The following is a 24,740-nucleotide window of genomic DNA, read 5'->3' as shown; positions in this document are numbered from 1 at the left end:
GACTAATGTCCTTCCGAAAGAGTATGTTCTAGACCGAAACCATAATAGACTACGTTGACGGTCTAAGCTTATGTAACAATAGCAACACCTTTAACAGTTTGTAGTTTTAATTGTGGCGAGTCCGCCGTCTCCGTAACCTCTTCTCCCCTCCCCTCGATGAGAACCTTATGAAGCTTTCTGATGTAACCTTCCACGCCGCCGCCCTCGCGCGCTTTATCCCTTCGCTCTTCCGCGCCGGCCTCATTAGCCCCGCCGGCGGGCCACGGGCGGTGGCCCTGACTGCGCCGGTCCTCGCGCGTTACCGCTTCACCACCGCCCGCGAAGTAGAGCAGGCATACATGACCTGCCCGGAACGCCTGGCGCTTATCGACGACGACGGGGCCCTCACCTACCGCCAGCTGCGCGAAGAATCCCAAACCTTCGCGCGCTGGCTGCTGTCTTTGGGGCTGGAGGAGATTCGCCTCGGCGTGATGGCCCGCAATGGCCGCGGCATCATCACCCCGCTGGCTGCCAAGGGCTATGCGGGGGCACACATCTTTTTGCTCAACGTCGGTTCCTCCCCCGAGCAGCTTGCCGGGTGCATTGAGGAAAACCGCATCAACGTGCTCGTTATCGATGATGAATTCATCGACCGCCTCGACAGCTCTAGCACCATTGCTGGCCTGCACGTGGTGATTGGCCACGAGTCCGGTAAAGAGATCCCTACCGAGCTGGCGCAAGCGGCAACGCTGCGCAAGATCGTGGAGAATCCGCGGGACGTCGAGAAGCACAAGCTTCCCACTTGGCCCAAGCACGGGCATATCGTGCTGATGTCCTCCGGCACCACGGGCATCCCCAAGGGAATCATGCGCCCGGAACCGACGCTGCCGGTGGTGGTTGCGTCCATCGTGGATGCGGTGCCGTGGCGCGGGGACCAGAAGGTGCAGATGACCGCCTCCATCTTCCACACGTGGGGCTGGGCCTGCCTCAACATCGCGTTGGGCCTGCGCAATACCATCGTCACCCGCCGCGTCTTTGACCCGGCGGCCGCACTGGATGATATCCAGCGCTACCAGCTCGATGGTCTGCTTTCCTCCCCCGTCTTCTTCCGCCAGATGGTTGAGGTTGACCCGGATTCGGCCTTCGATACCTCGAGCCTGAAGTTCATTGCCTCCGCCGGGCATGCGCTCACCCCGGAGATCGTCAAGGAAACCCACGAGCGCTTCGGCCCGATTCTCTGCAATGTCTATGGCTCCACGGAGCTGGCGCTGGCATCGACGGCCAGCATGGAAGAGGTGGCCAAGGATCCCACCATCGGCGGCAAGATTGCCTCCGGCACAAAGCTGCGCATCCTCGATGAGGAAGGCAACGAGGTTCCCCGCGGTGAGGTCGGTGAGATTTACCTGACCAACTCCACCGCGCTCATTGGCTATACCAACCCCAAGATCCCGCTCAACAAGGTCGATGGCCTCATCTCCATCGGGGACTTGGGTTATATCGACCCCGAGGGCTACCTGCATGTGGTGGGCCGCGCGGATGACATGATCATTGTCGGCGGCGAGAACGTGCACCCGCAGTCGGTGACGGAGGTGCTCGAGGCCATGCCGGGCATCGCGGAGGTGCATGCCGGCGGCGTGGAGGATGAAACCACCTTCCAGCGCATCGCCGTGTGGGCGGTGACTACGCGGGACGCCCTCGGCAACGCCGTGACTGCCGACGCCATCCGCGCCTGGGTCCGCGAGAACCTCGCCGACCACTCCGTGCCGCGCGATGTCCACTTCCTGGACAAGCTGCCGCGCAATGCCACGGGCAAGGTGGTGCCGCGCCTGCTGCACGGCACCGACTAGCCCGCGCCTTCGCTCCAGATTTCCCGGCTGAAATAGGGCCTCCGAGCCCAAACTGCCCGAGTTGCCAAAACTAAGCTTGTTTCATGTGGCGGTTTCAAGTGGTGGATGCATCACTTGAATAGTTCATTTACAAAAAAGGGGCCGAGCTGCAGCAGCTGCGCTTGTTGTCCTAGGGGCCGTTTCAGTTGCAGTACCGTCTGCTTCGGCTGCCACTGTCACAGCCCAATGCCAGGTCATCAAAAATGGATTAGGGGGAGATATAGTCGGTCACGTATATGGCAATGCGCCAACTTTGAATGACGCCAAGAAAGATGCTAATAAATACGTTCCCAGCGGGCATTACAAGCGCCATTGCAGAGGGGTCGGCCAACATCCTTCTGGTTACTTTCCAGGAGGGGAGGAGGAATTAGAGGGGTCAGCTTTTAATCACATCATCGGCGACGACAAGGAAACTTATCGAGAAAGATTCTATATCAACGATTTCTCGCAATTTCCCTAGCCAACCCTTTCCTTATTTATTACCCGGCGCTCCGCGTAAGCGGAGCGCCTCACTCTATTTACCTGTAGAAACCGGCGAAGAAATAAGCTCCCTTACTCCAACACTACTGGGAAAAACATCAGCCTTTGCATATTCCTCATCCATTAGAAAAAATGACGCTAAAGGGGCCTCAGCCTTTGTAAAAAGCTCTTGTTCAGCAGAAACGATTGCCTCGCAAAGGTATAACCGTAAACTCTCAAAATCCTCGTTGGGCCTTTCAACCCTGAACTGAGTAATGAGATCTTTTTTCATCTCTTCGGAATCCACTTCAACTGGTTCGGAGCAAATAAAAAGTACGTCGACTCCAGGCAGGCGCGCTGCTTTACCCACTACTTGCGAATACGTTTTATATGCCGATTCCAGAACACACTGATCGGCCACGAAAAAAGTATCTAAAGCAAAAAATATACGCATTGTAATGCTTTCCAAAAAGATAAAGCTTGTCAACTCGCCTGCGGCGTGGAGCGAAGGTTTTGGCAACTAGGGCAGTTTTGGTGTCTGGGCTTTAGTCCCGCCGGCCCCTGAGGTGGGCCGGGGGCAGATTAGCTGCTGCGCTTGACGGTTGCAGCAACCTCGCCTGGCTGGGTATGGCCCTCGCGAGCGATGTCGACTCCGGCGACCTGCTTGGCCGTCGGGCACACCACCGGGGTGATGAGGTTGACGCCGCGCTCGCGCAGCTTCTGCGCCTCCACCGCGATGATCGGTGTGCCGGCGGTGACTGTATCGCCCTTCTTGGCCAGGGCCGTGAAACCTTCGCCCTTGAGCTCCACCGTGTCGATGCCGATGTGAATGAGCAGGTCCAGCCCATCCGCGGTCTTCATGCCGAAGGCGTGGCGGGTCTTGAAGACCATGGTGATGGTGCCGTCGACCGGGGCGCAGACGTCGAAGGCATCGACGGCATCAGGCATCACCGCGAAGCCTTCGCCCACCATACCCTGCGCAAAGGACGCATCCGGGACCTGGGAGAGCGCGACGACGTCACCGGCGAACGGGGCACGCACATCCACGTCAACGGCATCACCGTCAGCGGTATTACCGCTGACGCTCTGAGCGGAAGCGGCGCTGGCTCCAGCACCTGCAGCGCTCGCAGCACCCGCCGTGGCCAGGACCGGAGAACCGTGGCGCAACTGGTGGCTGACCTCGTCATACATGAATTGCACGGCCGGGCCCACGATGACCTGGACGCTCTTCTCGGAGGGGTGGATGACGCCGGAGACGGCGGCGCGTTTGATCACGGAGTCATCGACAAGCGTGCGCTCCTTCACGCCCACGCGCAGGCGCGTGGTGCAGTAGTCCAGGGAGTCAATGTTGTCCTTGCCGCCGAGGCCCTCGATGATGCGCGCGGCATCACGAGCAGTCTTGTCATCGCCGGTAGCGGAATCCTCCATGGGGTCTGCTACCGCATCGTCCTCACCGCGGCCCGGGGTCTTGAGGTTGAGCCAGCCGATGAGGAAGTAGAAGATGACGAAGTAAAGGAAGAAGAAGCCCACGCCCATGACCAGCAGCATGTACCACTTGTTGGCCAGCGGGTTCTGCGAGGAGAGCAACATGTCCACGAAACCGGCGGAGAAACCGAAGCCGGCGGTCCACTCCATAGTGGAAGCGATGAAGACGGACAGGCCCATCAGCAGCGCGTGCACCACGTAGAGCAGCGGGGCGACGAACATGAAGGAGAACTCTAGCGGCTCAGTCACGCCGGTGAAGAAGGAGGCCAGCGCACCGGCAGCCATGAGGGAGCCGACGACCTTGCGCTTGCTCTTATCCGCACGCAGGTACATGGCAAGTGCCGCGCCCGGCAGGCCGAACATCATGACCGGGAAGAAGCCGGCCTGGTAGCGGCCGACGACGCCCTCGACCGTGCACTGACCGTTGGCCCAAATGCCCGGGCAATCAGCGGCGGAGGTGGCGGCCGCGGCTGCCTCGATGGTCTTCTGGCCGGCCTGGAAGTTACCGATGTCATTGATACCGATGACATCGAACCAGAAGACGGAGTTCAGCGCGTGGTGCAGGCCGGTCGGGATGAGCAGACGGTTGGCCACACCGTAGATGCCGGCGCCCGCCGCGCCCAGGCCCTGGATGGAGGTACCGAAGTTAAAGAGCGCGTTGTAGATGAACGGCCACACGAAGTAGAGGATGCCGGAAATCACTATGGCGATGACGGCGGTAAGAATCGGTACGAGGCGCCGGCCTGAGAAGAAGGCCAGGAAGTCCGGCAGCTTGGTGCCGTGGAAGCGGTTATATACCCAGGCCGCCATGACGCCGGCGAGGATGCCGAAGAGGACGTTGCCGCCCCCCACGGCGTTCCAGCCTTCCGAGGCCCATTCCAGGGCTTCATCGCCGGTCAGCGCGGTGGGGTCTTCGATGCCACGGTAGCCGGCCACGGCCTCGGGGCCGAGCAGTTTCATAAACGTGGCGAAGGCCAGGAAGCCAGAGAGTGCCGCGGCACCGTTGGAATCCTTGGCCAGGCCGAAGGCAATGGCGATGGCGAAGATCCAGCCCAGGTTGGCCAGGACCGCGTCGCCGGAGCTGATCAGCAGCTGGGCGGCGAGGTTATCCGGGCCAGCCGCGCTGGAAATCCAGTATCCAACGCCACTGAGGATCGCCGCGACGGGCAGCACCGCCACAGCGCCCATGAGGGCTTTTCCGAGCCGCTGCAGCGGCCCCATGACATCGACTTTCATGCGAGGAGTCCTTTCACACTAGTAAGGAATTAGATGGAGTTTTTAGGAGAAGAGTGGGCGGTGCGGACGGTGCTTGTCCGCGAAAACGTAGTACTCGCGGTCCTCCAGCTGGGAGGCGGCGGCTTCATCGAGGATCACCGTGGCGCGCTGGTGCCACTGCAGGATCGACGCGGGGCAGTGCGCGGAGAGCGGGCCTTCCACCATGGCGTGGACCGCGCTGGCCTTGTTGCTGCCAGTGGCCAACAAGAGCAGGTGGCGGGCCTCACTGATGGTGCCCAATCCTTGGGTCAGCACGTGGCGCGGGACCTCGTCTTCGTTGTCAAAGAAGCGGGCATTGTCCTGCACGGTTTGCGGGTGCAGCGTCTTGATGCGGGTGCGTGATTGCAGGGAGCTCGACGGCTCGTTGAAGCCGACGTGCCCGTTGGCCCCGATGCCCAGCAGCTGGATGTCCACGCCGCCGGCATCACGGATGGCCTTGTCATAGGTGGCCGCGGCGGTGGCGGGGTCATCGGAGTCACCAGCGGGGCTTTTTACCAGGTCATCATCGAAATCCACGTGGCTGGTGAATTCGCGGCGGATGGTGGAATAGTAGGACTGCTCGTGGGTACGCTCCAGCCCGATGTATTCATCGAGCAGGAATGCGCGGCTGCGGGCAAAGCTCACCTCGCCGCGCTCATGGCGCGTAATGAGCTCCTTGTACATCGCTACCGGGGTCGATCCTGTGGCCAGGCCCAAGGTGGCGCCGGCGTTGGCGTAGTGCGCGAAGATGTCAGCGGCCTCCACGGCCACTTCGGCCGGCGTGGAGCGGATGAGGATTTCCATGAGATGCCTTCCTGTGTGTTTAAGAGAGTGGGATGTCCGCGCCGTCGACGATGACGCGCACCGGTTGGTAGTGAGAGTTAAGGCCAACCAGGTTGGCGCGCGCGCCAACCGCGATTCGGCCTAGATTCGCTTCCCCCAGCACATCCGCGGCTGTAGTGGAGGTAAAACGAACTGCTTCCCCGAGGCCGTGGCGCGCGGCGAAGCTGGCGAATTGCTGGGACAAGGTAGAGGTGCCGCCCGCGATGGCGCCGCTGGGCACGCGCGCAACTCCCCCGCTCACGGTGACAGGCAGCGAACCCAGCTCATAGTCACCATCGGCCATGCCGGCCGCCGCCATGGCATCAGTGATGGCGAAGGCGCGGTGACTGTGAGCCATGTCCACGGCGCCGTCGACAAGATGCACACCATCTGCGATGAGCTCGACGGACACATCCCCCGCCTTCGCTGCGGTGAGCAAGGCCGCTACCGGGCCCGGCGCGCGGTGGTGAATAGATGGCATGCCATTAAAGAGGTGCGTTCCGGTCACGGTCAGGCCGAGCTCCTTAGCCTTGGCGATAACGCTCAGCGTGGTGTCGTAATCGGCCTCGGTGTGGCCCAGGCTGGCGATGATGCCATGCTCCGCGCAGACTTCGAGCAGCTTGTCGACGTTCTCCGTTTCCGGCGCGAAGGTAATCGAACGCAGGTGGCCGCGGGCCGCGGCGATGACTGCACGGAAGAAGTCCGGGTCACCGGGCACGATGCGCGATGGGTCCTGTGCGCCGCACTTGGCCGCCGCGATGAAGGGGCCCTCCATGTGGATGCCGGCGATTTCGTCTTCCTCAGCTAGCTGCGCCAAAAGCTCGGCTCGGGAGCACAGCTCTTCTTGCGTGCCGGAGACCAAGCTGGCCAGCAGCGTCGTTGTGCCGTGCGCGCGGTGGAAGCGGGCGGCGGCTAGGCACTGCTCGTAGTCGCCGTTGGGGAATCCCCCGCCGTTGCCACCGTGGTTGTGCAGGTCCACGAAGCCGGGCACCCACAGCAACGCATCCGGGTCCCCGGCGCGCCAGGCGGTCTCGGCTTGGGGGACGTCGCCAAGCACTATGCCCTCAATACTCTCCCCGAACGTGACGGCCCCAGCGCGCAGCTCGAAGTTTTCATCAATATAGAGGCCCTCGACGTGGCCTTTCTCCTTTGTCTGCATGGTTCATTCGGTCCCGCTTGTACGGGCTGACGTGGCGCAGCCCGGTTGACAATTCACTTGAAATTTATCAGGGCTACCAATTTTTGTGAACCACACTTCCTCCTAAGGGGGTGCGTGAGCGCAGGTGACTTTTAGCGCGTTAGGTGCACCGCGTGGAATGTCGAAAGGCCCGGTGAGCTACCAGCCGCGGGTGGCCACTCGGTCCCAAAGCGCGTTGCTCGCTAGCTCACCGGCGCCCGCTGGTGAGGTGCCAACGAACACGTCTCGCGCATCAGGATCATCAGCCAGAATGTAGCGGAACCACGCGGTGGCATAGCCGTCCCCGAACTCTAAAACGTCCTTGTGGTCCGCGCCTAGACGGCGGGCAATGATTGCCGGACCACCAGCTGATTCAAAGCTCTCCTGCAAGTCTGACCACGGGCTGACAAGCCAGCGGTCTGCACGGCCATCGCTCGTCATCAGGAATAGCGGTGCCTCGACGCCCGCGGTGGTGTAGTCCCAGTCATTGGACTTTGCCACTTTGTGGGAGGCCGGGCTCGCCGCATACACAGCTGCTACCTCCGTGTGGGACGCTGCGTTGATAGCGCCCGCACCGCCTTGTGAGTGTCCGAAAACACCGACCCGTGATCGGTCCGCACGAGAATCCAGTTCCGGCAAGCGCTCAATCAAGTGCACGACATTCTCCCCTGTACCTGTGTGGGGAGTCTCATCGCCGACGACCACGAAGCCCCAACTAGCCAGGTGCTCCGCCACGGGCAGGTAGCTGCTCAACGGCGTGTTCGTGCCGTTAGCCATGACAACCGCCGGAAATGGTCCCGCACCTGTCGGCGCCGCGATGGTCACGTCGCCGTCACGCCGCACGTCGACCTCGTGCGGCCCCTCGCCCGCAAACGACGCTTCCAGCGGACCACCTGTCTCAGCGCTGTATCCGGCAGCCACGCCGTCATCACCGGTCACGCTGTCTGCGTCCACCCACTGCATGAATCCCACAAACCCGACAAACGCCACCACAATCACGGCCACCACGGCAATCATGCCAACCACAAGCTTCTTCATGCCCTACATTGTGTTTCCCACAAGATCAAAAGACACTAGCGCTAGCACTACTTTTTCCTATACACAGTGCATGACCTGGCACCACCTATAAAAAGACGATACGGCGAATCAAAGCGCGAGCACTCCCCACCCCACAACGGTAGAGTTGTGGCCATTTAGCCCACCTGCCCCACCACTTATACGGAGCTATCCTCATGGCCCACTTTTCTGCACGTCAGCTCAAGCGCTTCATGGGCTTCTGGCCGCCCTTCTTGGGCGCTGGCATCAAGATCCAAGAATTTGCTGATGACGGCACTCGCGTCGTTGTCAGCCACAGGCCAAACATGCTGACCAAGAACGCCATGGGTGTTGCCTTCGGTGGCACGCTGTCCGCCATGACGGACCCGTTCTTCATGCTCGCCTCCATGCACCACCTGGGCAAGGAGTACCGCATCTGGGATGCCGCGGGAGAAATTAAGTACCTGAAACCCGGCCGCGGCACGGTCACCGCCGATATGCGTATCCCCGAGAAGACCTACGCGCTCATCGAAGAAAAGACGGCCAACGGTGAGAAGTATTTGCATTGGTTCGACGTGGACATCATCGATGAGGAAGGCGATGTCGTCGCTCATGTGCGCCGCCAGGTCTATTACCGGCGCAAGCAGAAGTAAGCGCTGAGTGAGCAAGTCCCACCCGGTTTTAGACACAGTGGATCAAATTTGGATCATATGAAGCCAAAATGTAGCCACGGAGGCCGATATTACACTGGATGAAACAATCCCCCGCAACCATTCATGCTGGTCACGGGGGATTTAATATGGAGCCGCCTGCGAGAATCGAACTCGCGACCTTCTCATTACGAGTGAGATGCTCTACCGACTGAGCTAAGGCGGCACGGTGCAGTGTGTATATGCACCGCGTGAGAGTTTAGCCTAGGCCGGGGCTGAGAAAGAAATCGGGCCACTTGATGTGGGGCACGCACAGCACTTGCTGCAGGTTAGCGCGCACCACAGGCCAGGCGCAGGCGGCCCACCATGCCGTCGAAAGCCACCTGCGGGGTGACGTTCTGCGGCAGCTGCTCGCGGCAGGTGCGGATAGCGGACTGGGCGGCCAGCAAGCCATCTTCGCTCACTCGCTGGGCAAGTTCGCCCGCTAGGCCCGCGAAGTCCGGGTGGGTCATCTCCACCTCAGCGCCGACTTTGAGCATGAGCGCATCGCGGTAAATACCGGCGAGATCCACGAGGGCGATGTCGAGGCCGTCGGAGATGCGGCGCTTAGCGCGCTTCTTGTGGAGATCCTCCAGATCCTTCAGGGCACTGCGGGCGTCGCGCTGCGCCTTGGCCGCGCCTTTACCCTTGGCACCAACGCCGAAGGATTGTTCAATCTTGGAGCGCTCCGCCTCCTCCGCCGCCGCGTGGGAGTCCTTGGCTTCCTTCTCAATGAACTTCAGCAGCGCAGTAACGGATTGAAAGGCCTGGGATCCGTGGAAGACGTCTTCGGCCAGGTTGATGGCCATGGCGCGGCGCTTCTGCGCGGCGGGCTCGTTGACTAGGTGTCGCGCACGTCCCACGTGGCGCAGGGTGGTCACGGCGGCCAGGCGCGCGTCATCCTCGCTGGCACCTTCAGCGACGAGCTGCTTGACGACGCCCTCCACACTCGGCGCCGGAATATAAAGGTGACGGCAGCGCGATCGCAGCGTGACCGAGAAGTCCTCCGGGTCCTCCGAGGGCGCCACCATGATGATGACGGTGCGCTCCGGGGGCTCCTCCACGGTTTTCAGCAACGCGTTGGCGGCCTCGTTGCGCAGACGGTCGGCCTTGTTGAAAATGACCACGCGCCACGGCGCCACGCTCGGCAGGCTGGCTGCGCGCCCGATGACGTCGCGGGCCTCGCCCACGGTGATGAACTGCTCCTGCGGGTCCACGTAGACCAAGTCGGTGTGCTCTTGATTGTCTAGGACGCTCTGGCAGGAGGGGCAGCGCCCGCAGCCGGGGTTGCCGTTCTCGTCGGCGGACGTGCACATGAGTGCCGCGGCGAAGCACTGCGCGGCCAGCGAACGGCCGGCACCCGGGGGCCCGGTAAATAGCCAGGAGTGGCTCATCGCTCGCGAGTCGCCCTCACCGCGAGCCGCGCGGGCAGCGCTGAGGATGGTGTGGGAGACGGAGGGGGCGTCGGCAAGCCTTTCGGCAACGCTGGAGGTGTTCACTCGCCCTAGCCTACTGGGATAACTAAAGTGTGTAACCATGAACAGACTGATGCGTGGCGCCCGCTGGTTATGGGGTACTCAATGGCCGATGTACGCCGCGCTCGTCCTTGGAGCCAACATCATCGGCGCCATTGCGATCATGACCTTCGTGGTCTTCTTTCTCCCCATGCCGGAGATCTCCGATTTCATCGCTCACACGCCCCACCTGTGGACCTACGGCACGCTGTTCGTGACCTTTGCGGTCATCATCGGCATAGCGGTAACACTTCGGCTGTTCAGGCCGGTGTTGGACTGGCAGCGCAGCCCCGACGACCATGACCCCAATATGGTGCGCAACCTGGTCCTGCGCATCCCGCTCTACCAGGCCGGTGTGGCCGCGGGCGTGTGGCTGCTGGGCATCATCTTGGCGGTGGTGCTGGCAGGCCAGCACTCGGCGCGGCTGGCCGTGGTAGTCGGTGTTTCTGCTGCATTGGCCGGCGGCCTCATCGTGCTGTTGACGTACTTGCAGGCAGAGCGCCTCGTACGCCCCGTGGCTGCGGAGGCCGTGGCCCGACGTTTCGAGGATTCCACCTTGGAGCCGCCGATTAAGTACCGGCTGCTTTCCACCTGGATGATGACCTCCGGCATCCCGCTCATTGGCATCGTGCTTGTCCTCATGGGCCAACAGGCAGGCCTGTTTAGCCCTGAGACCTCAGACATCATGCCGGCCATCGTCGCGCTGACCGTTACCGCGCTGGGCACCGGGCTCATGGGCACCATGTTCGCGATGATGAGCGTGGTCGATCCCATCATTGAGCTGCAGGACGCCATCAACCGCGTACGCCGCGGCGAGAGTGACGTCCAGGTGGACATCTACGACGGCTCCGAGCTCGGCGTGCTTCAGGCCGGATTCAACGAAATGATGCGCGGCCTGCGTGAGCGCCAACGCGTGCGCGATATTTTCGGCCGCTATGTCGGTGCCGAGGTGGCCCAGCGCGCCTTGGAGGAACGCCCGGAGCTGGGCGGCGAGGACCGCAAGGTGGCGGTGCTGTTTATCGACGTCATCGGCTCCACCACCTTCGCCGTCAACCACACCCCGGAAGAAGTGGTGGAGGAGCTCAACAAGTTCTTTGAGCACGTCGTTGAGGTGGTGCACCGGAACAAGGGCATCATCAACAAATTCCAGGGTGATGCCGCCCTGGCCGTCTTCGGTGCCCCGCTGACGGTCTACGACGCGAACTCCATGGCTTTGCAGGCCGCCCGCGAGCTTCGCCAGGAACTGCGCGGGTTGCGGCTGCAGGCCGGCATCGGCGTGGCCGCGGGCCACGTGGTGGCCGGACACATTGGTGGTGCGGATCGCTTTGAATACACGGTCATTGGTGATGCCGTCAACGAAGCCGCCCGTCTCACCGAACTGGCCAAGGACACCCCGGGCCAGGTGCTCACCAACTCCGCCACGCTGCGCGGCGCCAACGAGGCGGAGCAAGCGCGCTGGACGCTGATGAAGTCTATTGAGCTGCGCGGGCGCCGCCGCATGACGCAGCTGGCGCGCCCGATTCGCCCGACCTTGGCGGAACGCGCTCTCGGATAAATAAGTTTTTGTGCTTCTGGTAGCTTGGGGCCATGCCTCATCAGCCCCACCAGCCCCATCCGCCACGCCAGTATTCGAGTCCTCGTCTTCTCGTCCCCGACGTCGCCCGCGGCATGGCCCTGCTGGGCATCGCGCTGGCTAATGTCTGCACCGCGTGGATTATGAACGACGGCGATGGCCCCGATGCCTATTTCGGCGGCGTCGATACCCTCGTTGACGAAGTCTATGTGGTCTTTTCCGCCATGTTCGTGCATGTGCGCGGCCTGCCGATGTTCTCCACGCTTCTCGGCTTTGGCGTGGGGCTTATCGCAATGAGCTTGTGGCGACGCGGCTTCCCACTGCGGCGCGCGCAGGCCGTGTTGGCAAAGCGCTATGGCTTTCTTGCTTTATTCGGTGCCCTGCACTGCCTCTTCCTCTTTTCCGGCGACATCATGCTGCTCTACGGCGCGATGGGCATGCTCATTGCGTTGCTGCTTACTTTAACCGACAAGCTCCTCATGCGCGTGGCCTACGGGTTCTGTGCGCTGCTGGTTGTGGCGGGTATCGGAATGGGCGTTGGGGCCGCGCTTGTCGATACGTCGGAGTTTGATCTCAGCGGCTTCACCGCCGCCGAATCCTACTGGGAGCTGCTGGGTGAGCAGGCCATCATGGTCGGCGCCCAAGCTTTTTCCGTTCCCCTGACGGGAGCCTTGGTCCTTCCGGTGATGCTCGTAGGTTTCGTGTGGGCGCGCCGCGGAACCTTGGCCGGGGGCCATCGGCGCGAGCTGTGGGCGTGGACCATTTTGGCCCTAGCCATCATCCTTTTCCTCGGCCTGCCCTGGGGCTTGTCGACGATTGGGGTGCTGGACCCAGCTCTAGCGGAACCCCTCAACGCGGCGAATAGCTGCATCGGCATGCTCACCGGGCCGGGCATCGTGGCGGGGGCAACACTCGCCCTAGAACCCCTGCAGCGCCGTGGTGCGCGCCCCTGGTTCCTGTGGCCGCTGATTGCGCTGGGCAAGCGTTCCATGACCGGCTACGTGCTGCAGTCCGTGTTCTTCCTGGCGCTGGTCTACCCCTTTACCCTCAACATTGGCCCGGAGCTCAGCGCCGCGGGCCAGGCAGCGCTAGCCACCGGCGTATGGCTAGCAACGCTCCTCATCGCCTGCGCGCTCGAGGCCGCGGGCAAGCCCGGGCCCTTCGAATGGGTACACCGACGCTTGTCCTATGGCAAGACGATGCGCCCGGAATTAGGTGCTGCGCCTAACCGCGGCCCTTCCGCGCCAGCCCATCCACCAGCAGCACCAGGCCTACCGTCTGTGCCGCCGACTGCGCCGCATCCAGAACCCGGCCACGCAGGCCCGCATCCTGGCGCTGTTCAGCCGGGTTCAGGACCGTCAGCGCCTCAGAGGCCAGAAGCAGGTTAGCACCGTGGCTCAGCCCCTGCGTAGATTCAGCAGCGCGCAGGGCTGGGTCACCAGCTAGCGCGGAGAGCGCAGCCGCCGGGATTCCGGCGATAGCCGTGGCGCGGCGCTCGCAGCGAGTACGGGACAGTGCACTGCCCGCGGCCCACGCGCCGGCGCGCAGGCCCCAACCCAGCGCATCATTGCGCGCACCGCGCAGCGCCCACGCGAAGGATGCGTATTGCACGCTCACGCACGTCACGCCGAACGTCGTTGGTGCGCCGCGCTTGGCGGCCTGGCCAAGCGAAGCGGCGATAAGCCCCACGCGGGTCTCCGGTGCGCAGTCTGGGCGCAGGGCCAACAGCACGGGTACAGCGGCGGTCGTGGCCGTGCCGAGCATGCGCCAGTTAAACAGGCGTGACCAGACTGCAGTCTCCCCCGCGGCGAGCGCGCCGAGGGTGAGGTGATCGCGGCCAGCAAAGGCCGGGCCCACCGCGCGCAGGAGAGCCTCGGTGCCCTCTTGGGTGCGGTCCAGCATGTCGCGGGCGAAGCTGGTCTTCATGTCCTGCTACTTCCTGCGCGATCCGGCCTTGACCACGTTCTTCGTGCCCGGTGAAGGCTTCTTCGTCGCCTTCTTGCTCGACTTCTTCGTGGCCTTCTTGGTCGATTTCTTGGTCGACTTCTTAGTGCTCTTCTTCGTCGACTTCTTCGCCCCACCGTTCGCGGCGTCCTTGGCGCGGCGCTCGGAAAGGAGCTCGTTCGCGCGGGCGTCGGTAAGCTGCTCCGGATCGTCACCACGGCGCAGCGAGGCATTCGTCGTGCCGTCAGTGACGTACGGGCCAAAGCGGCCGTCCTTGACCGTCATCGGCTTGCCGGAGACGTCGTTATCACCCAGCTGCTTAATCGGCGGCTGTGCGGCCGCACGTCCACGACGCTTCGGCTCCGCGTAGATGCGGCGCGCCTCATCCAAGGTGATGGAGAAGATCTGCTCCTCCTTGGCCAAGGAACGGGAATCCTTACCCTTCTTCAGGTACGGGCCGTAGCGGCCGTTCTGCGCGGTGATGACCTCGCCGTCCGAGGGGTCCACGCCCACCTCACGCGGCAGGCTCAGCAGCTTGAGTGCTTCCTCCAGCGTGACGCTGGACGGCTCCATCGAAGCAAAGAGCGAGGCAGTGCCCGGCTTCAGCTTCTCCTCGACGTACTCGGCGATGCGCTTTTCCTTCTGCTTCGCCGCGGTCTTGGTCTCCCAATTCTTGGCGCGCTTGCCCTCGGCCGCGCGCTGGGCGTCCTCCGCGGCGCGCTCCTCCTTGACGATCTCCTCGGCTTCGGCCTCGGCCTTCTCGCGCTCGTCGTCACGCACCTGCTCGGTCACGTACGGGCCGAAGCGACCCTCCTTGGCCACGATGGTGCGTCCGTTCTCCGGGTTCTGTCCCAGCTCGCGCCCGCCCTGCGGGGTGGCAAAGAGCTTCTCCGCCAAAGCCTCGTTGAGCTCATCCGGGGTGACCGTCTCCGAGAGGTTGGCGCGCTGGTACTCCACCGTGCCGTCCTCGTTGGTGCCCACGGCGCGCTCGATATACGGACCGTAGCGGCCCACGCGCACGAAGACATCGCGGCCTTCCGCGTCGGTGTACAGGCGCAGGGAGTTGACCTGGCGGGCATCGATGGCCTCCAGGTTGATGTCCACCAAGGACTTCAGGCCGCCGTGGCGCGCGATGGACGCGGCCTTGCGCTCGCCGGCCTCCGTGTTTCCGAAGTAGAAGTTATTCAGCCAATCCGTGCCGTTCTCCGAACCGGCGGCAATCGCATCGAGTTCGTCCTCCATGGAGGAGGTGAAGTCATAATCCACCAGCTCAGTGAAGTTATTCTCCAACAGGCCAACGACCGCGAAGGCAACCCACGAGGGCACCAGCGCGTTGCCGCGGGAGAGCACGTAGCCGCGGTCCTGGATGGTCTTGATGATGGAGGCGTACGTCGACGGGCGCCCAATGCCCAAATCTTCCATCTTCTTGACCAAGCTGGCCTCGGTATAGCGCGCCGGCGGGTTGGTGGAGTGGCCGTCGGCAGTAACCGCAGCGGTCTTCAGCGTGTCGCCCTCATTGAGGTGCGGCAGGCGGGACTCTCCCTTCGAGTCCTTCGCCGCGACGTCCTCGTAGGCCTTGAGGAAGCCCGGGAAGGTAATCGTGCGGCCGGTTGCGGAGAAGTCAGCGTCGTGGCCGCCGGCGTTGACAGCTGCGGTCACCTTCATCGAGGTTCCCTTGGCATCTGCCATCTGGCAGGCCACGGTGCGCTTCCAAATCAGCTCGTAGAGCTTGTATTCCTCGGCGTCGAGCTGCCCGGCTAGCTGGCCCGGGGTGGCAAAACGCTCGCCGGCGGGGCGGATGGCCTCGTGGGCCTCCTGGGAGTTCTTCACCTTGCGGTCATAGGTACGCGGTCCGTCGGCCACGAACTCCGCGCCGAAGATGGAGGAGGCAGCCTCACGCGCAGCATCCAGGCCCTGCTTGGACAGGGAGGTCGAGTCGGTACGCATATAGGTGATGTGACCGTTCTCGTAGAGGCGCTGCGCAATGCGCATCGTGCGCTCCGAGGTGTAGTGCAGGCGCCGGCCGGCCTCCTGCTGCAGCGTCGACGTCATAAACGGCGCGGAAGGCTTGCGCGAATAAGGCTTGTGCTCGACACTAGCCACGGTCATGGTGGAGCCCTCCAGCGCGCTGGCCAGCTGCTCCGCCTGGGCCTGCTTGACGACGACCACCTCGTCGCTCTTCAGCTGACCCCTATCGTTGAAGTCGCGGCCCGCGGCCACGCGCTTGCCATCGAGGGCACTCAGGCGCGCATCGAAATCCGGCGTGGATTTCAGCGTTGCCGTGAGATCCCAGTACTCGGCGGGGATGAATGCCATGCGCTCGCGCTCGCGCTCGACGATGACGCGGGTAGCTACCGACTGCACGCGGCCAGCCGATAGGCGCGGCATGACCTTCTTCCACAGCACCGGGGAGACCTCGTAGCCGTAGAGGCGGTCCAGGATGCGGCGGGTTTCCTGGGCGTCGATGAGGTTTTCATCGAGTTCACGGGTGTTTTCCGCGGCCTCCAGGATGGCGGACTTGGTGATCTCGTTGAAGACCATTCGGCGCACCGGCACCTTGGGCTTGAGTACTTCCAGCAGGTGCCAGGCAATGGCCTCGCCCTCGCGGTCGGGGTCTGTTGCGAGGTAGAGCTGGTCGCACTGCTTCAGCTTGGCCTTGAGGTCAGCGACCTTCTTCTTCTTGTCCTGGCTGATGACGTACAGCGGGGTGAAGTTATCCTCCGGGTTAACACCGAGGCGCGCCCAGGATTCCTTCTTATATTTGGCGGGGACGTCGGCGGCGCCGCGGGGAAGGTCCCGGATGTGGCCGACGGAGGCCTCAACAATGTACTTATCGCCGAGGTAAGGCTGAATCTTCTTCGCCTTGGTTGCTGACTCGACGATGACCAGGGTCTTCCCCGGGCCGGTAGCTTCTGCCACTTCGACTTCATCCCTTCCGATGGCTAGTCCTCTGCTGGGCAATTGCCCTTAGAGTACACAGATAGAGGCTTACTCTAGTTATTCAGGCCAGTTCACGTCCACACAACCGGGGGTCTATACTGGCCGTCCGAGGATTCGCCTCACAGCACACAACTGGGAGACAGCGTGATTGCGTCTATTACTGCATGGTTCGAGGTCATCATGGCCACACAGTGGATTTATCCGCTGGTGGGTTCACTGATTTTCCTCGACTGCTTCTTCCCCGTTTTGCCTTCGGAGGTTCCCCTCAACATGGTGGGCGCCTGGTCTGGCTCCCAAGGTTTCCCCCACCTTCCCACCATGTTTTTCGTCGCCATGGTTGCCGCAATTTTGGGGGATAACTTGTGCTTCCTCCTGGGAACGCGGCTCATCGCCCTTATTAATAGAGCCCAAAAGGGAACGAAGGCCTACGACGCTTTGACGTGGGTCAAGCGTAATATTCGGCGCAGCGGCGGCGCGGCCATCATCATCGCGCGCTTCATCCCCTCGGCCCGCCTGTTTATGACGATTCTGCTGGGCTCCATGCGCTATCCCTGGCCGCTGTTTTTCTTCTTCGACACCTTCGGTGTCCTGTTGTGGGTGGCGCAGGCGCTAGCCATTGGCTACCTCGGCGGCGTGGCCTTCTCCGGCTCACCCGCGATAGCCATGCTCATTTCCATCATCGCCGCCATCATCATCGGCTTCGGCCTGCAAAAGGGGCAGAATAAGCTGCTGGAATGGTGGGATACCCGGCGCGGCTACGCCGAGTCCCCCTAAACCACCTCGACGTTGGTGGCCTGCTGGCCTTTAGCGTCTTCCCCAATCTCAAAGGAGACGCGCTGGTTATCTTCGAGGGTGCGGAAGCCGGTTCCTTGGATTTCGGTGTAGTGCACGAAGATGTCGCCGGAGCCGTCCTCCTGCTCAATGAAGCCGTAACCTTTTTCGGCGTTGAAGAACTTGACGGTACCGTATGCCATGATGAGTTGTCCTTTGCGGAAATAAAGTAGTGCAAACTAGTGCACCAGTGTGCCACGTTTGGGCACCTACAGCAGATTAGTGGAGGCAAGCGTGAGTGAGAACCCTCTGGGTGAGGAGCTCGTCGAGCACCTTGTTGAGCGTTTCCCCGAGTCCGAGCTAACGCACTCCACCACCCTGCCTGCCCAACCAGCACGCTATGCCGAGTGGCCCGAGTGGGTCCTGCCGGAGTTGCGGGAGGCGTTGGAGGAACGAGGCGTCGCCAAGCTCTATGCCCACCAGGTCGCCGTGGCACAGGCCGCGTGGGAGGGGCGCGACGTCGTGGTCTCCACCGGCACGAGTTCCGGAAAGTCCCTGGGTTACCGTTTGCCCATTCTGTCCCGTCTGACGCAGGACCCGACCGCGTGCGCGCTCTACATCACGCCGACGAAGGCGCTGGGCTCGGACCAGCTGCGCACGGTGCTCGAGCTCACGCAGAGCATCGCCGCGCTTCACGACGTCCACCCCGCCCCCTACGACGGTGATACCCCCACCGAAGCTCGCGCCGGTATCCGCGATCAGGCGCGGTTTATCTTCTCCAACCCGGACATGATTCATTCTTCTCTGCTGGGCGCGCACCAGCGGTGGGCGCGGGTGCTGCGGCACTTGAAGTTCATCGTGATTGATGAGGCGCACGCCTACCGCGGGGTTTTCGGGGCGAACGTGGCGCTCGTGGTGAGGCGTTTGCTGCGGCTGTGCGCGCACTATGGTTCGCGGCCGGTGGTGATTGCGGCTTCGGCGACCATGCGGGATCCAGCCCGGCATGCCGCGCGGCTGGCAGGGCGCGAGTTTCTCCCCGTAACCGAGGATGGCGCGCCGACGGGCGCGCGGACGGTCGCACTGTGGGAGCCGGGCTTTATGGAGGGCATCGAAGGGCAGAACGGTGCTCCTGTGCGCCGCGCCGCAACGACGGAGGCGGCGTGGATGATGGCCGCACTGGTGGCGCAAGGTGCTCGGACGTTGACCTTTGTGCGCTCACGGCGCGCGGCGGAAACCACCGCGTTGCGGGCAGCAGAAGAGCTCTCCGGGCGGCTGAGCCGGCCGGATTTCGCGCGCCGGATTGCCGCCTACCGCGCGGGGTATTTGGCCGAAGACCGCCGCGCGCTGGAACAGGCGCTGGACGATGGCTCCCTGCTCGGCGTGGCCACCACCTCGGCTTTGGAGCTGGGCATCGACGTCGGCGGGTTGGATGCCGTGGTCACCGCTGGGTTCCCAGGTACGGTCGCCAGCTTTTGGCAACAGGCTGGGCGCGCGGGCCGCCGCGGCCAGGGCTCGCTGGTGGTGCTGGTGGCCCGCGATGAACCGATGGATACCTACCTGGTTCACCACCCGGAAGCGCTGTTAGGCCGGCCGGTGGAGGCCAGCGTGTTCAACCCCGCCAACCCCTACATCCTGGCCGGGCACGTGTACTGCGCGGCGGTGGAGAAGCCGCTAAGCGACGCCGACGTGGCCGCCTTCCGCGCCGAATCCGTGGTCCACGACCTAGCCCAGCGGGGCTTGCTGCGCCGACGCCCGCAGGGCTGGTTCGCCGCTCCCCTGCCGGCTGGCTCAAGCGAGCTCACCCCGGAGACCGCGCACACGGCCGTCTCGCTGCGCGGCGGCTCGGGCGAGGAGGTCATGATCGTGGATTCCTCCGATGGCCGCCTGCTGGGCACCATAGATTCAGCCCGCGCGGTAAGCCAGGTGCATCCCGGCGCGGTGTACCTGCACCGTGGCGAGAGCTTCGTCATCGAGGAACTTCACCTCGGCGGAGGCGATGGTTCGGCGTCCGCCGAGCCGGGCGTGGCCCTCGCCGTGCCAAAGGCCCCGGACTACACCACGCAGCCGAAGTCCACGACGGATATCCGCATCCTGAGCGAGGCCGATGACCTGGTGAACTACGCCCCCGGCCTATGGGTGGCCAGCTTGGAGGTTGAGGTGACCGATAAGGTCACCGGCTATCAGGTACGGCTTCCCGATGGCTCCGTGGGCGAGGATATCCCCCTTGACTTGCCGGAGCAGCGCCTGGTGACCCGGGCGGTGGCCTACACCATCGATCCGCTGGCACTCGCAGCGATGGGAGTCACCGCCGGGCGCACCCCGGGCACCCTCCATGCAGCTGAGCACGCCGCCATTGGGTTGCTACCGCTCATTGCCACCTGCGACCGCTGGGACATTGGTGGCGTGTCCACCGCGCAGCACGCCGATACGGGCTTGCCCACGGTCTTCGTCTACGACGGCCACCCCGGCGGCGCCGGCTTCGCCGAGGAAGGTTTCCGCCGCTTCCCCGAGTGGATCAAGGCCACCTTTGAGGCCGTGCGCTCCTGCCCCTGCGAATCCGGCTGCCCGTCGTGCGTGCAGTCCCCCAAATGCGGCAACGGCAATAACCCTTTGGACAAGGCAGGCGCTGTGGCCCTGCTCGGCGCACTGGTCACCATGACCTCTTAGACTGGACCAGCGCGGGCGATGGCGCTGCGCCCGCGCAGCCGGGCAGTAACCTCAACGTCGCGCCCATCGATGTCGCAGGAGCCGAGTTCCGCGCCGTTGAGCGCGGCAATCTCTGTGGCCTTCGTGCAGGCGTCCCTGCCCTTGGCCACCTCCCACGCGCCGGCCACCGCGGCGAGGTCCGCCGCCACCTGCGCTTCGTGCCGCGCCACAACGAGCGAAGTAACCGCCGCAACCGCCAGCAACAGAGAAGCCACCGCGGCGATGATCCCGGCGGTGACGACGGTGGCATAGCCCTCTTCCCCCGCCAGGATCCTTCCCCAGCTGCGCCGATGACGCCTCATGGCTGCGCCCCGTTGTTGCCACCCGCTGCCATCTCCGCGGGAAACACCGCCTGCGCACGCATGGTCCCCAACGGTGCCGGCACGGCGGCCTCAGCGGTCATGAGGCCAGCGCCCTCACTGAGGTTGACTGTTACTCCCTCGCGCTGAAAGTCCACGCCAATGGCGGCGGAGCGAGCTGCAGCGCCCGCGGCGTCAACGGCAGCGAGGTGGGCCGACAGCGTGGCGATGCCACCCACGATTCCCGCGGCAACGATGACGAGCGCGGACAGCGACAATGCCGCCTCGATAGTGACGGAGCCGGCGTCATCCAGCGCGCGCATTAGCCTGGGGTGTTGGACAGGGCGTCGGTAATGATGGACGTGATGGCGCTGGTGACTTCGCCACCATTGACCACGGCATAGAGGACCGCGGCAAGCGCTGCGGCCGCGAGCGAACCCATGGCATATTCAATCGTGGACATACCATCATCATTTCCTAATAGTGACTGGTAGTTTAACTTTTTCTGCATGATTAACCTAGCTTTCTTTTCCCGTGTTTGTGTTGGTTGCATGTACTGAGTTAGTGAGTGGTTAGTTGCTTCTGCTGACTTAGAAAAGTTGCTGGCCCAAGCTGATGAGGACAGGTATCAACCCAAGGACCAGGAATGCGGGAAGGAAACACACTGCCAGCGGTGCTGCGATGAACACGCCAGCGCGCTCCGCCCGCGCGGTAGCTTGTGCCGAGGCTTCGGCACGCAGCTGCGCCACCAACCGGTGGCACCCCGTAGCCATGGCTGCGCCCGACTCGCCAGACAGCTGCGTGAGCCGCACCAGTTCTTCCAAATGCGGCTGACTGGCCAGCGCCGACCACGCGGTACTCATGGGAACCCCCACCCCGATGAGAGCGGCCGCCTCCGACCACTGCGGTGAGGCTTCAGCGACAGCTAGCACGGCACTGCGCGTGGAGAGACCGGCCTCTAGGCACGCGGCGAAGAGCTCCAGGTCACTGGCAGCATCGAGCGGACTATAGTCCGTTTCGGGACCATCGCGCGGCGTCTTCGGGCGCGGTGTGCGCGATCCCGACTGGGCTATTCGTCCAGACGGTGCAGCAGCAGTAACAGCGAATGCCGCAGCGATGAATGCAGCGGAGATAAACGTCAAGACCATCACTGCGCCGCCTTTCGCAGAATGAGACGCGACCAGGCAAAGCCCGCGCAGACGAGGGCCACGCCGACGTCGAGAAGCACGCCCCCAAGGCCACCACCGAGCAAGAACCCCAGGGAATCCGCGCCCATCGTCCCACCCATGAGGATGCCCGCCAGCGGCAGGCACGCCAGGATGACCGCGGTGGCCTGTGGCCCTTGCAAGGAGGCCGCGGTCTCACCGGCATGGCGGCGCGCGGTATCCAGCTGGCTTTGAGCCTGCTCAATGAGGTTCGCCAACGCCACGCCATGGCGTCCCGAGAGCGTGAGCAGCGCTGCATAGCGGGCCACCTCTGGCGCCGTGAGAGCAACCGCAGGCGAACCTCCTTGTGCCGCGAGACCCGCTGCCGTGCTCAACGCGGCGCGGAGATTCTCCGGGGTGGAGTCTGGAAGGGCGTCGGCGCCCCGGCGAAGCGCTCCCGCCGTTGTCGATCCCGCCCGCAGCTCGGCGGCAACAGAACCGAAGTAGGAGGCGAGCGCCTCCGCGCCACGGCGCTCACGCCGGGAGGCTGCTAGGTCATTGGCAAACCACAGCGCACAGGCCACAATGCAGCCCACCGCCACCACGACAGTGGGCCTGCCGAAGAAGACACAGCACCCGACCCCGAGGAAGAGCGCCCCGGGTGCCAGCGAGCGAGGCTTCGGCGATTCCAGCCGCGTCACCGAAGCAGGCTGCGAAATCAAACACGCCGCCGTGAGGAATAGCCACATCATGGTTCCACCCCTAGCCGCGAACACAGCTGCGCAAACCCGGGAAGCGGACCGTCTTCGGCCGTCCACACCAGCTGCGGTGTAACCGGGTTTCCCTCCAGCACGCCGAGGTGCGCTAGCCGACGCCCCTCCGGCGTGCGCTCCATCCCGAGGACCACGTGCACGGCGGCCGCCAGCTGCGAATGCAGCGCTACGCGGTCGAGCCCGCCGAGAGCGGCGAGGGCCTCCATGCGGGCGGGCACTTCATCAACAGAGTTTGCGTGCACGGTGCCCGCACCACCATCGTGCCCGGTGTTGAGCGCGGCAAGCAGTTCCACGACCTCCGCGCCGCGGATTTCGCCGACGACGATGCGGTCCGGGCGCATGCGCAGCGCTTGGCGGAGCAGGAGCGACATGGATATCTCGCCGCGCCCTTCCGCATTCGCCCGGCGCGATACCAGGGTCACAACGTGCGGGTGATTCGGGGAAAGCTCCGGAGTGTCCTCGATGATGAGCAAGCGTTCGGTAGCGGGCACGCACCCCAGCAAGGCGGCGAGCAACGTCGTCTTGCCGGAGCCGGTTCCACCAGTGACCAGGAAGGATGCCCGCCGCTCAACGACGGCCCGCAAGACATGCTCCAGGCTGGAATCAATGCTGCCATTGGCTATCAGTTCCTCCAGGCTAGTTTGTGCCTGGCGCAGCACGCGGAGGCTGATGCAGGTTCCGCTTGCCGAAGGAGGCGCCAGCAGCGCGTGGAGGCGAATTCTCGTGCCGTCGGGGCGGGTCAGGCGCCCATCGGCAAAAGGTTGCGCATCATCCAGCCGCACGCCCGCCACCGCAGCCAGCCGGGTGGCCAGCTGGCGAACCTCGGCGTCGTCGGCAAAGCCAATATCGCGCGGCTGCAAGCCCTGCCCGCAATCGACGAAACAGGAATCGGGGCCGTTGACAACGACATCAGTCAGCCCCGGCAGCGACAGGACTGGTTCCAATAATCCCAAGCCCACGGAATCGTGGCGCAGGCGCTGCAGAAGGTCGAGCACATCGACATCGCTGATGACTCCGGCCTCCTGGCGAATGCGCCGCGCCAAAGCAGGGGCGTCGTGGGCCAGCTGTGGCTCGGCGGCCACGATGGTGCGCATCGTATCGATCAGGTTCATGCCACGGCCTCCCAAATCTGACGCGCGACACGAGCTAGAGATCGGGGCAGCTGGCGCGGCAGCCCACTGGTTTCTACCGTGCGGGTCAGGCCACGGATCGTCGGCAAGTCAGCGATGGGGTCTGCATGGGTCACCGTGCCGATGTCGCTGGTGTCCAGGCCCGCCCACTGGCGGTTGCGCACGACGACGGAGCACTCCTGCGGCCGGGCACGAAGCTCTGCCACCAGCTGCGCGCAGGCGGCGGCCGCCCGCACCTCTGCGGCAGTCAGCACCACCACGTGATCCGCCGCATCGGGGATATCCCACGGCGGGCAATCCACCACCACTGTTCCTGGGTATAAACACGCAGCTTGCATGATGGCCGCGCGCCGGGCAGCACTCATCTGCACCACCTCTGCGCTGGCGGACCTCGCAGCGGAAAGAACCGCGATGCCATCCGGGGTGGTAGGCAAAGCACGGACAAGGTCTGCTGCGTCAACCGAACCAGTCCCCGCGGCAAGATCCGGCCATCGCGCGCCGGGCTTGTTCTCAATTCCGGTGAGCAAATCGAGGCCGCCAGAATAAGGGCTCGCATCAACCAGGAGATCCGCGCCTGCCTCGCGGGCCAGCGCCACCGCCACGGTCGAAGCACCCAAACCTCCGGCGGAACCAGTCACCGCCAGGGTTAAGCCGGTGGACACGGTGGTCTCCGGAGTGGCGTCTGCTGCTAGTGCACCCAGGAGCTCTTTCGATTGCGCTGGCACGATGAAGGCGGCAGTCGCACGGCAGCACAGCGCGGCCTCATAATCGATGGGCCCCGGATCCAGCGCCAAGAAATACACCCTCGGATGCCCCGCCACGAGACGAGCCGTCAGTGCATCGGCCAAGACGGCGTCTGCCTTGGGCAACTGCCGGGAGAAGTCCCGCGGGTCCTCCACGGTGCTCACTTCCGCAGTACTGGCGGCTGCCGCGGAGGCCGCCTCTGCTCGCAGCGTGGAATCCCCGACGGCGATAACTAGGTGAAACGTGCTCATGCCTGAAGCATGCGCGAGCGCCTCCACCGCGCGCTAGAGCTTCCTAGCCACCTGTGGATAACTTCGCCATTATGGTGTCTTCCGCCCCTATTTTGCTGACGCTTAAACAAAATTACCGGGGCTCACGTACCAAAACTCACAGGAAACCGTGCTTCCACGATCCT

The 24,740-nt window shown here is 63.7% G+C and carries 21 protein-coding genes and 1 tRNA gene; 6 read left to right on the top strand and 16 right to left on the bottom strand.

All coding sequences use genetic code 11. From position 1 onward, the window contains the following. Window positions 1-167: 167 nt before the first annotated feature. Entirely contained in the window at window positions 168-1,826 is a 1,659-nt protein-coding gene (locus M5J06_RS03960; RefSeq protein ID WP_046647859.1) for an acyl-CoA synthetase, read from the top strand. A 553-nt stretch (window positions 1,827-2,379) separates the two neighbouring features. Here the strand turns inward: M5J06_RS03960 and M5J06_RS03955 are convergent. The 5 genes from M5J06_RS03955 to M5J06_RS03935 form a co-directional block, all read right to left on the bottom strand. Further along, complete coding sequence (locus M5J06_RS03955) at window positions 2,380-2,844, bottom strand: hypothetical protein (protein WP_144269132.1); 465 nt, start codon at window positions 2,842-2,844, stop codon at window positions 2,380-2,382. Window positions 2,845-2,906: 62 nt separating this feature from the next. Further along, complete coding sequence (gene nagE, locus M5J06_RS03950; RefSeq protein ID WP_250224022.1) at window positions 2,907-5,045, bottom strand: N-acetylglucosamine-specific PTS transporter subunit IIBC; 2,139 nt, start codon at window positions 5,043-5,045, stop codon at window positions 2,907-2,909. A gap of 42 nt (window positions 5,046-5,087) precedes the next feature. Next, window positions 5,088-5,867: a glucosamine-6-phosphate deaminase gene (nagB, locus tag M5J06_RS03945; RefSeq protein ID WP_046647861.1), complete on the bottom strand. Its 780-nt coding sequence runs from the start codon at window positions 5,865-5,867 to the stop codon at window positions 5,088-5,090. Window positions 5,868-5,886: 19 nt separating this feature from the next. Beyond that, complete coding sequence (locus M5J06_RS03940; RefSeq protein ID WP_250224021.1) at window positions 5,887-7,044, bottom strand: N-acetylglucosamine-6-phosphate deacetylase; 1,158 nt, start codon at window positions 7,042-7,044, stop codon at window positions 5,887-5,889. A 177-nt stretch (window positions 7,045-7,221) separates the two neighbouring features. After that, entirely contained in the window at window positions 7,222-8,100 is an 879-nt protein-coding gene (locus tag M5J06_RS03935) for an alpha/beta hydrolase family protein (protein ID WP_143334421.1), read from the bottom strand. 194 nt (window positions 8,101-8,294) lie between these two features. On the opposite strand from M5J06_RS03935, the gene M5J06_RS03930 reads away from it, so the two are divergent. Beyond that, window positions 8,295-8,750 (top strand): DUF4442 domain-containing protein, encoded by a 456-nt coding sequence (locus M5J06_RS03930; RefSeq protein ID WP_143334422.1) that lies wholly within the window; start codon window positions 8,295-8,297, stop codon window positions 8,748-8,750. 147 nt (window positions 8,751-8,897) lie between these two features. Here M5J06_RS03930 and M5J06_RS03925 read toward each other — a convergent pair. After that, a tRNA-Thr gene (locus tag M5J06_RS03925) sits at window positions 8,898-8,973 on the bottom strand. Window positions 8,974-9,076: 103 nt separating this feature from the next. After that, on the bottom strand, window positions 9,077-10,324 hold the full coding sequence (locus tag M5J06_RS03920) for a DNA polymerase III subunit delta' (RefSeq protein WP_250224020.1): 1,248 nt from the start codon (window positions 10,322-10,324) through the stop codon (window positions 9,077-9,079). Here M5J06_RS03920 and M5J06_RS03915 point away from each other — a divergent pair. Then, complete coding sequence (locus M5J06_RS03915) at window positions 10,323-11,855, top strand: adenylate/guanylate cyclase domain-containing protein (protein WP_070511233.1); 1,533 nt, start codon at window positions 10,323-10,325, stop codon at window positions 11,853-11,855. The two genes, M5J06_RS03920 and M5J06_RS03915, sit on opposite strands and share 2 nt — an antisense overlap. A gap of 32 nt (window positions 11,856-11,887) precedes the next feature. Beyond that, the gene (locus M5J06_RS03910; protein ID WP_046647867.1) at window positions 11,888-13,261 is read left to right on the top strand and encodes a DUF418 domain-containing protein; all 1,374 of its coding nucleotides are present in this window, start codon (window positions 11,888-11,890) and stop codon (window positions 13,259-13,261) included. A 544-nt stretch (window positions 13,262-13,805) separates the two neighbouring features. Here the strand turns inward: M5J06_RS03910 and topA are convergent. Next, complete coding sequence (gene topA, locus M5J06_RS03905; RefSeq protein ID WP_250224019.1) at window positions 13,806-16,736, bottom strand: type I DNA topoisomerase; 2,931 nt, start codon at window positions 16,734-16,736, stop codon at window positions 13,806-13,808. Window positions 16,737-16,937: 201 nt separating this feature from the next. Between topA and M5J06_RS03900 the strand changes: the two genes are divergently transcribed. Next, window positions 16,938-17,531 carry a DedA family protein gene (locus M5J06_RS03900; protein ID WP_154736787.1) on the top strand — a complete coding sequence of 198 codons (594 nt, stop codon included), beginning with the start codon at window positions 16,938-16,940 and terminating at the stop codon, window positions 17,529-17,531. On the opposite strand, the gene M5J06_RS03895 is transcribed toward M5J06_RS03900, so the two are convergent. Next, window positions 17,528-17,731, bottom strand: coding sequence for a cold-shock protein (locus M5J06_RS03895; RefSeq protein ID WP_010189920.1), 204 nt, complete (start codon window positions 17,729-17,731; stop codon window positions 17,528-17,530). The genes M5J06_RS03900 and M5J06_RS03895 overlap by 4 nt on opposite strands. A gap of 91 nt (window positions 17,732-17,822) precedes the next feature. Between M5J06_RS03895 and M5J06_RS03890 the strand changes: the two genes are divergently transcribed. Beyond that, window positions 17,823-20,195, top strand: a complete 2,373-nt coding sequence (locus tag M5J06_RS03890; RefSeq protein ID WP_250224018.1) for a DEAD/DEAH box helicase — start codon at window positions 17,823-17,825, stop codon at window positions 20,193-20,195. Here M5J06_RS03890 and M5J06_RS03885 read toward each other — a convergent pair. The 7 genes from M5J06_RS03885 to ssd all read right to left on the bottom strand — a co-directional run bounded on the left by M5J06_RS03885 (window position 20,192) and on the right by ssd (window position 24,576). Continuing rightward, window positions 20,192-20,536 carry an Rv3654c family TadE-like protein gene (locus M5J06_RS03885; RefSeq protein WP_250224017.1) on the bottom strand — a complete coding sequence of 115 codons (345 nt, stop codon included), beginning with the start codon at window positions 20,534-20,536 and terminating at the stop codon, window positions 20,192-20,194. The genes M5J06_RS03890 and M5J06_RS03885 overlap by 4 nt on opposite strands. Then, complete coding sequence (locus tag M5J06_RS03880) at window positions 20,533-20,856, bottom strand: hypothetical protein (RefSeq protein ID WP_250224016.1); 324 nt, start codon at window positions 20,854-20,856, stop codon at window positions 20,533-20,535. The genes M5J06_RS03885 and M5J06_RS03880 overlap by 4 nt, the downstream gene beginning before the upstream one ends. After that, window positions 20,856-21,044, bottom strand: coding sequence for a DUF4244 domain-containing protein (locus M5J06_RS03875; protein WP_070645697.1), 189 nt, complete (start codon window positions 21,042-21,044; stop codon window positions 20,856-20,858). Before M5J06_RS03875 ends, M5J06_RS03880 begins: the two co-directional genes overlap by 1 nt. Window positions 21,045-21,123: 79 nt before the next feature. Beyond that, window positions 21,124-21,681 carry a type II secretion system F family protein gene (locus M5J06_RS03870; RefSeq protein ID WP_250224015.1) on the bottom strand — a complete coding sequence of 186 codons (558 nt, stop codon included), beginning with the start codon at window positions 21,679-21,681 and terminating at the stop codon, window positions 21,124-21,126. After that, window positions 21,681-22,430, bottom strand: a complete 750-nt coding sequence (locus M5J06_RS03865; RefSeq protein ID WP_250224014.1) for a type II secretion system F family protein — start codon at window positions 22,428-22,430, stop codon at window positions 21,681-21,683. The genes M5J06_RS03870 and M5J06_RS03865 overlap by 1 nt, the downstream gene beginning before the upstream one ends. Further along, on the bottom strand, window positions 22,427-23,563 hold the full coding sequence (locus tag M5J06_RS03860) for a TadA family conjugal transfer-associated ATPase (RefSeq protein WP_437177583.1): 1,137 nt from the start codon (window positions 23,561-23,563) through the stop codon (window positions 22,427-22,429). Before M5J06_RS03860 ends, M5J06_RS03865 begins: the two co-directional genes overlap by 4 nt. Further along, a complete protein-coding gene (ssd, locus tag M5J06_RS03855) occupies window positions 23,560-24,576 on the bottom strand; it encodes a septum site-determining protein Ssd (RefSeq protein WP_250224013.1) in 1,017 nt (338 codons plus the stop codon). Before ssd ends, M5J06_RS03860 begins: the two co-directional genes overlap by 4 nt. Between the last annotated feature and the right edge of the window lie 164 nt (window positions 24,577-24,740).

The organism is Corynebacterium intestinale, assembly GCF_023574125.1.
Taxonomy (GTDB): Bacteria; Actinomycetota; Actinomycetes; order Mycobacteriales; family Mycobacteriaceae; genus Corynebacterium; species Corynebacterium hesseae.
The sequence above is the reverse complement of the archived record's forward strand: the minus strand, read 5'-3'. Positions and strand labels throughout refer to the sequence as shown.

What these genes read in the sequence shown, in the direction of transcription:
- M5J06_RS03960 (WP_046647859.1), top strand. Translation starts at nt 168, where the DNA reads ATGAAGCTTTCTGATGTAACCTTCCACGCCGCCGCCCTCGCGCGCTTT.
- M5J06_RS03915 (WP_070511233.1), top strand. Translation starts at nt 10,323, where the DNA reads ATGAACAGACTGATGCGTGGCGCCCGCTGGTTATGGGGTACTCAATGG.
- M5J06_RS03900 (WP_154736787.1), top strand. Translation starts at nt 16,938, where the DNA reads ATGGCCACACAGTGGATTTATCCGCTGGTGGGTTCACTGATTTTCCTC.
- M5J06_RS03880 (WP_250224016.1), bottom strand. Translation starts at nt 20,856, where the DNA reads ATGCGCGCGCTGGATGACGCCGGCTCCGTCACTATCGAGGCGGCATTG.
- M5J06_RS03860 (WP_437177583.1), bottom strand. Translation starts at nt 23,563, where the DNA reads ATGAACCTGATCGATACGATGCGCACCATCGTGGCCGCCGAGCCACAG.
- M5J06_RS03910 (WP_046647867.1), top strand. Translation starts at nt 11,888, where the DNA reads ATGCCTCATCAGCCCCACCAGCCCCATCCGCCACGCCAGTATTCGAGT.
- M5J06_RS03930 (WP_143334422.1), top strand. Translation starts at nt 8,295, where the DNA reads ATGGCCCACTTTTCTGCACGTCAGCTCAAGCGCTTCATGGGCTTCTGG.
- M5J06_RS03935 (WP_143334421.1), bottom strand. Translation starts at nt 8,100, where the DNA reads ATGAAGAAGCTTGTGGTTGGCATGATTGCCGTGGTGGCCGTGATTGTG.
- nagE (WP_250224022.1), bottom strand. Translation starts at nt 5,045, where the DNA reads ATGAAAGTCGATGTCATGGGGCCGCTGCAGCGGCTCGGAAAAGCCCTC.
- M5J06_RS03895 (WP_010189920.1), bottom strand. Translation starts at nt 17,731, where the DNA reads ATGGCATACGGTACCGTCAAGTTCTTCAACGCCGAAAAAGGTTACGGC.
- M5J06_RS03940 (WP_250224021.1), bottom strand. Translation starts at nt 7,044, where the DNA reads ATGCAGACAAAGGAGAAAGGCCACGTCGAGGGCCTCTATATTGATGAA.
- M5J06_RS03865 (WP_250224014.1), bottom strand. Translation starts at nt 22,430, where the DNA reads ATGATGTGGCTATTCCTCACGGCGGCGTGTTTGATTTCGCAGCCTGCT.
- M5J06_RS03875 (WP_070645697.1), bottom strand. Translation starts at nt 21,044, where the DNA reads ATGCAGAAAAAGTTAAACTACCAGTCACTATTAGGAAATGATGATGGT.
- M5J06_RS03870 (WP_250224015.1), bottom strand. Translation starts at nt 21,681, where the DNA reads ATGGTCTTGACGTTTATCTCCGCTGCATTCATCGCTGCGGCATTCGCT.
- nagB (WP_046647861.1), bottom strand. Translation starts at nt 5,867, where the DNA reads ATGGAAATCCTCATCCGCTCCACGCCGGCCGAAGTGGCCGTGGAGGCC.
- M5J06_RS03885 (WP_250224017.1), bottom strand. Translation starts at nt 20,536, where the DNA reads ATGAGGCGTCATCGGCGCAGCTGGGGAAGGATCCTGGCGGGGGAAGAG.
- ssd (WP_250224013.1), bottom strand. Translation starts at nt 24,576, where the DNA reads ATGAGCACGTTTCACCTAGTTATCGCCGTCGGGGATTCCACGCTGCGA.
- M5J06_RS03920 (WP_250224020.1), bottom strand. Translation starts at nt 10,324, where the DNA reads ATGGTTACACACTTTAGTTATCCCAGTAGGCTAGGGCGAGTGAACACC.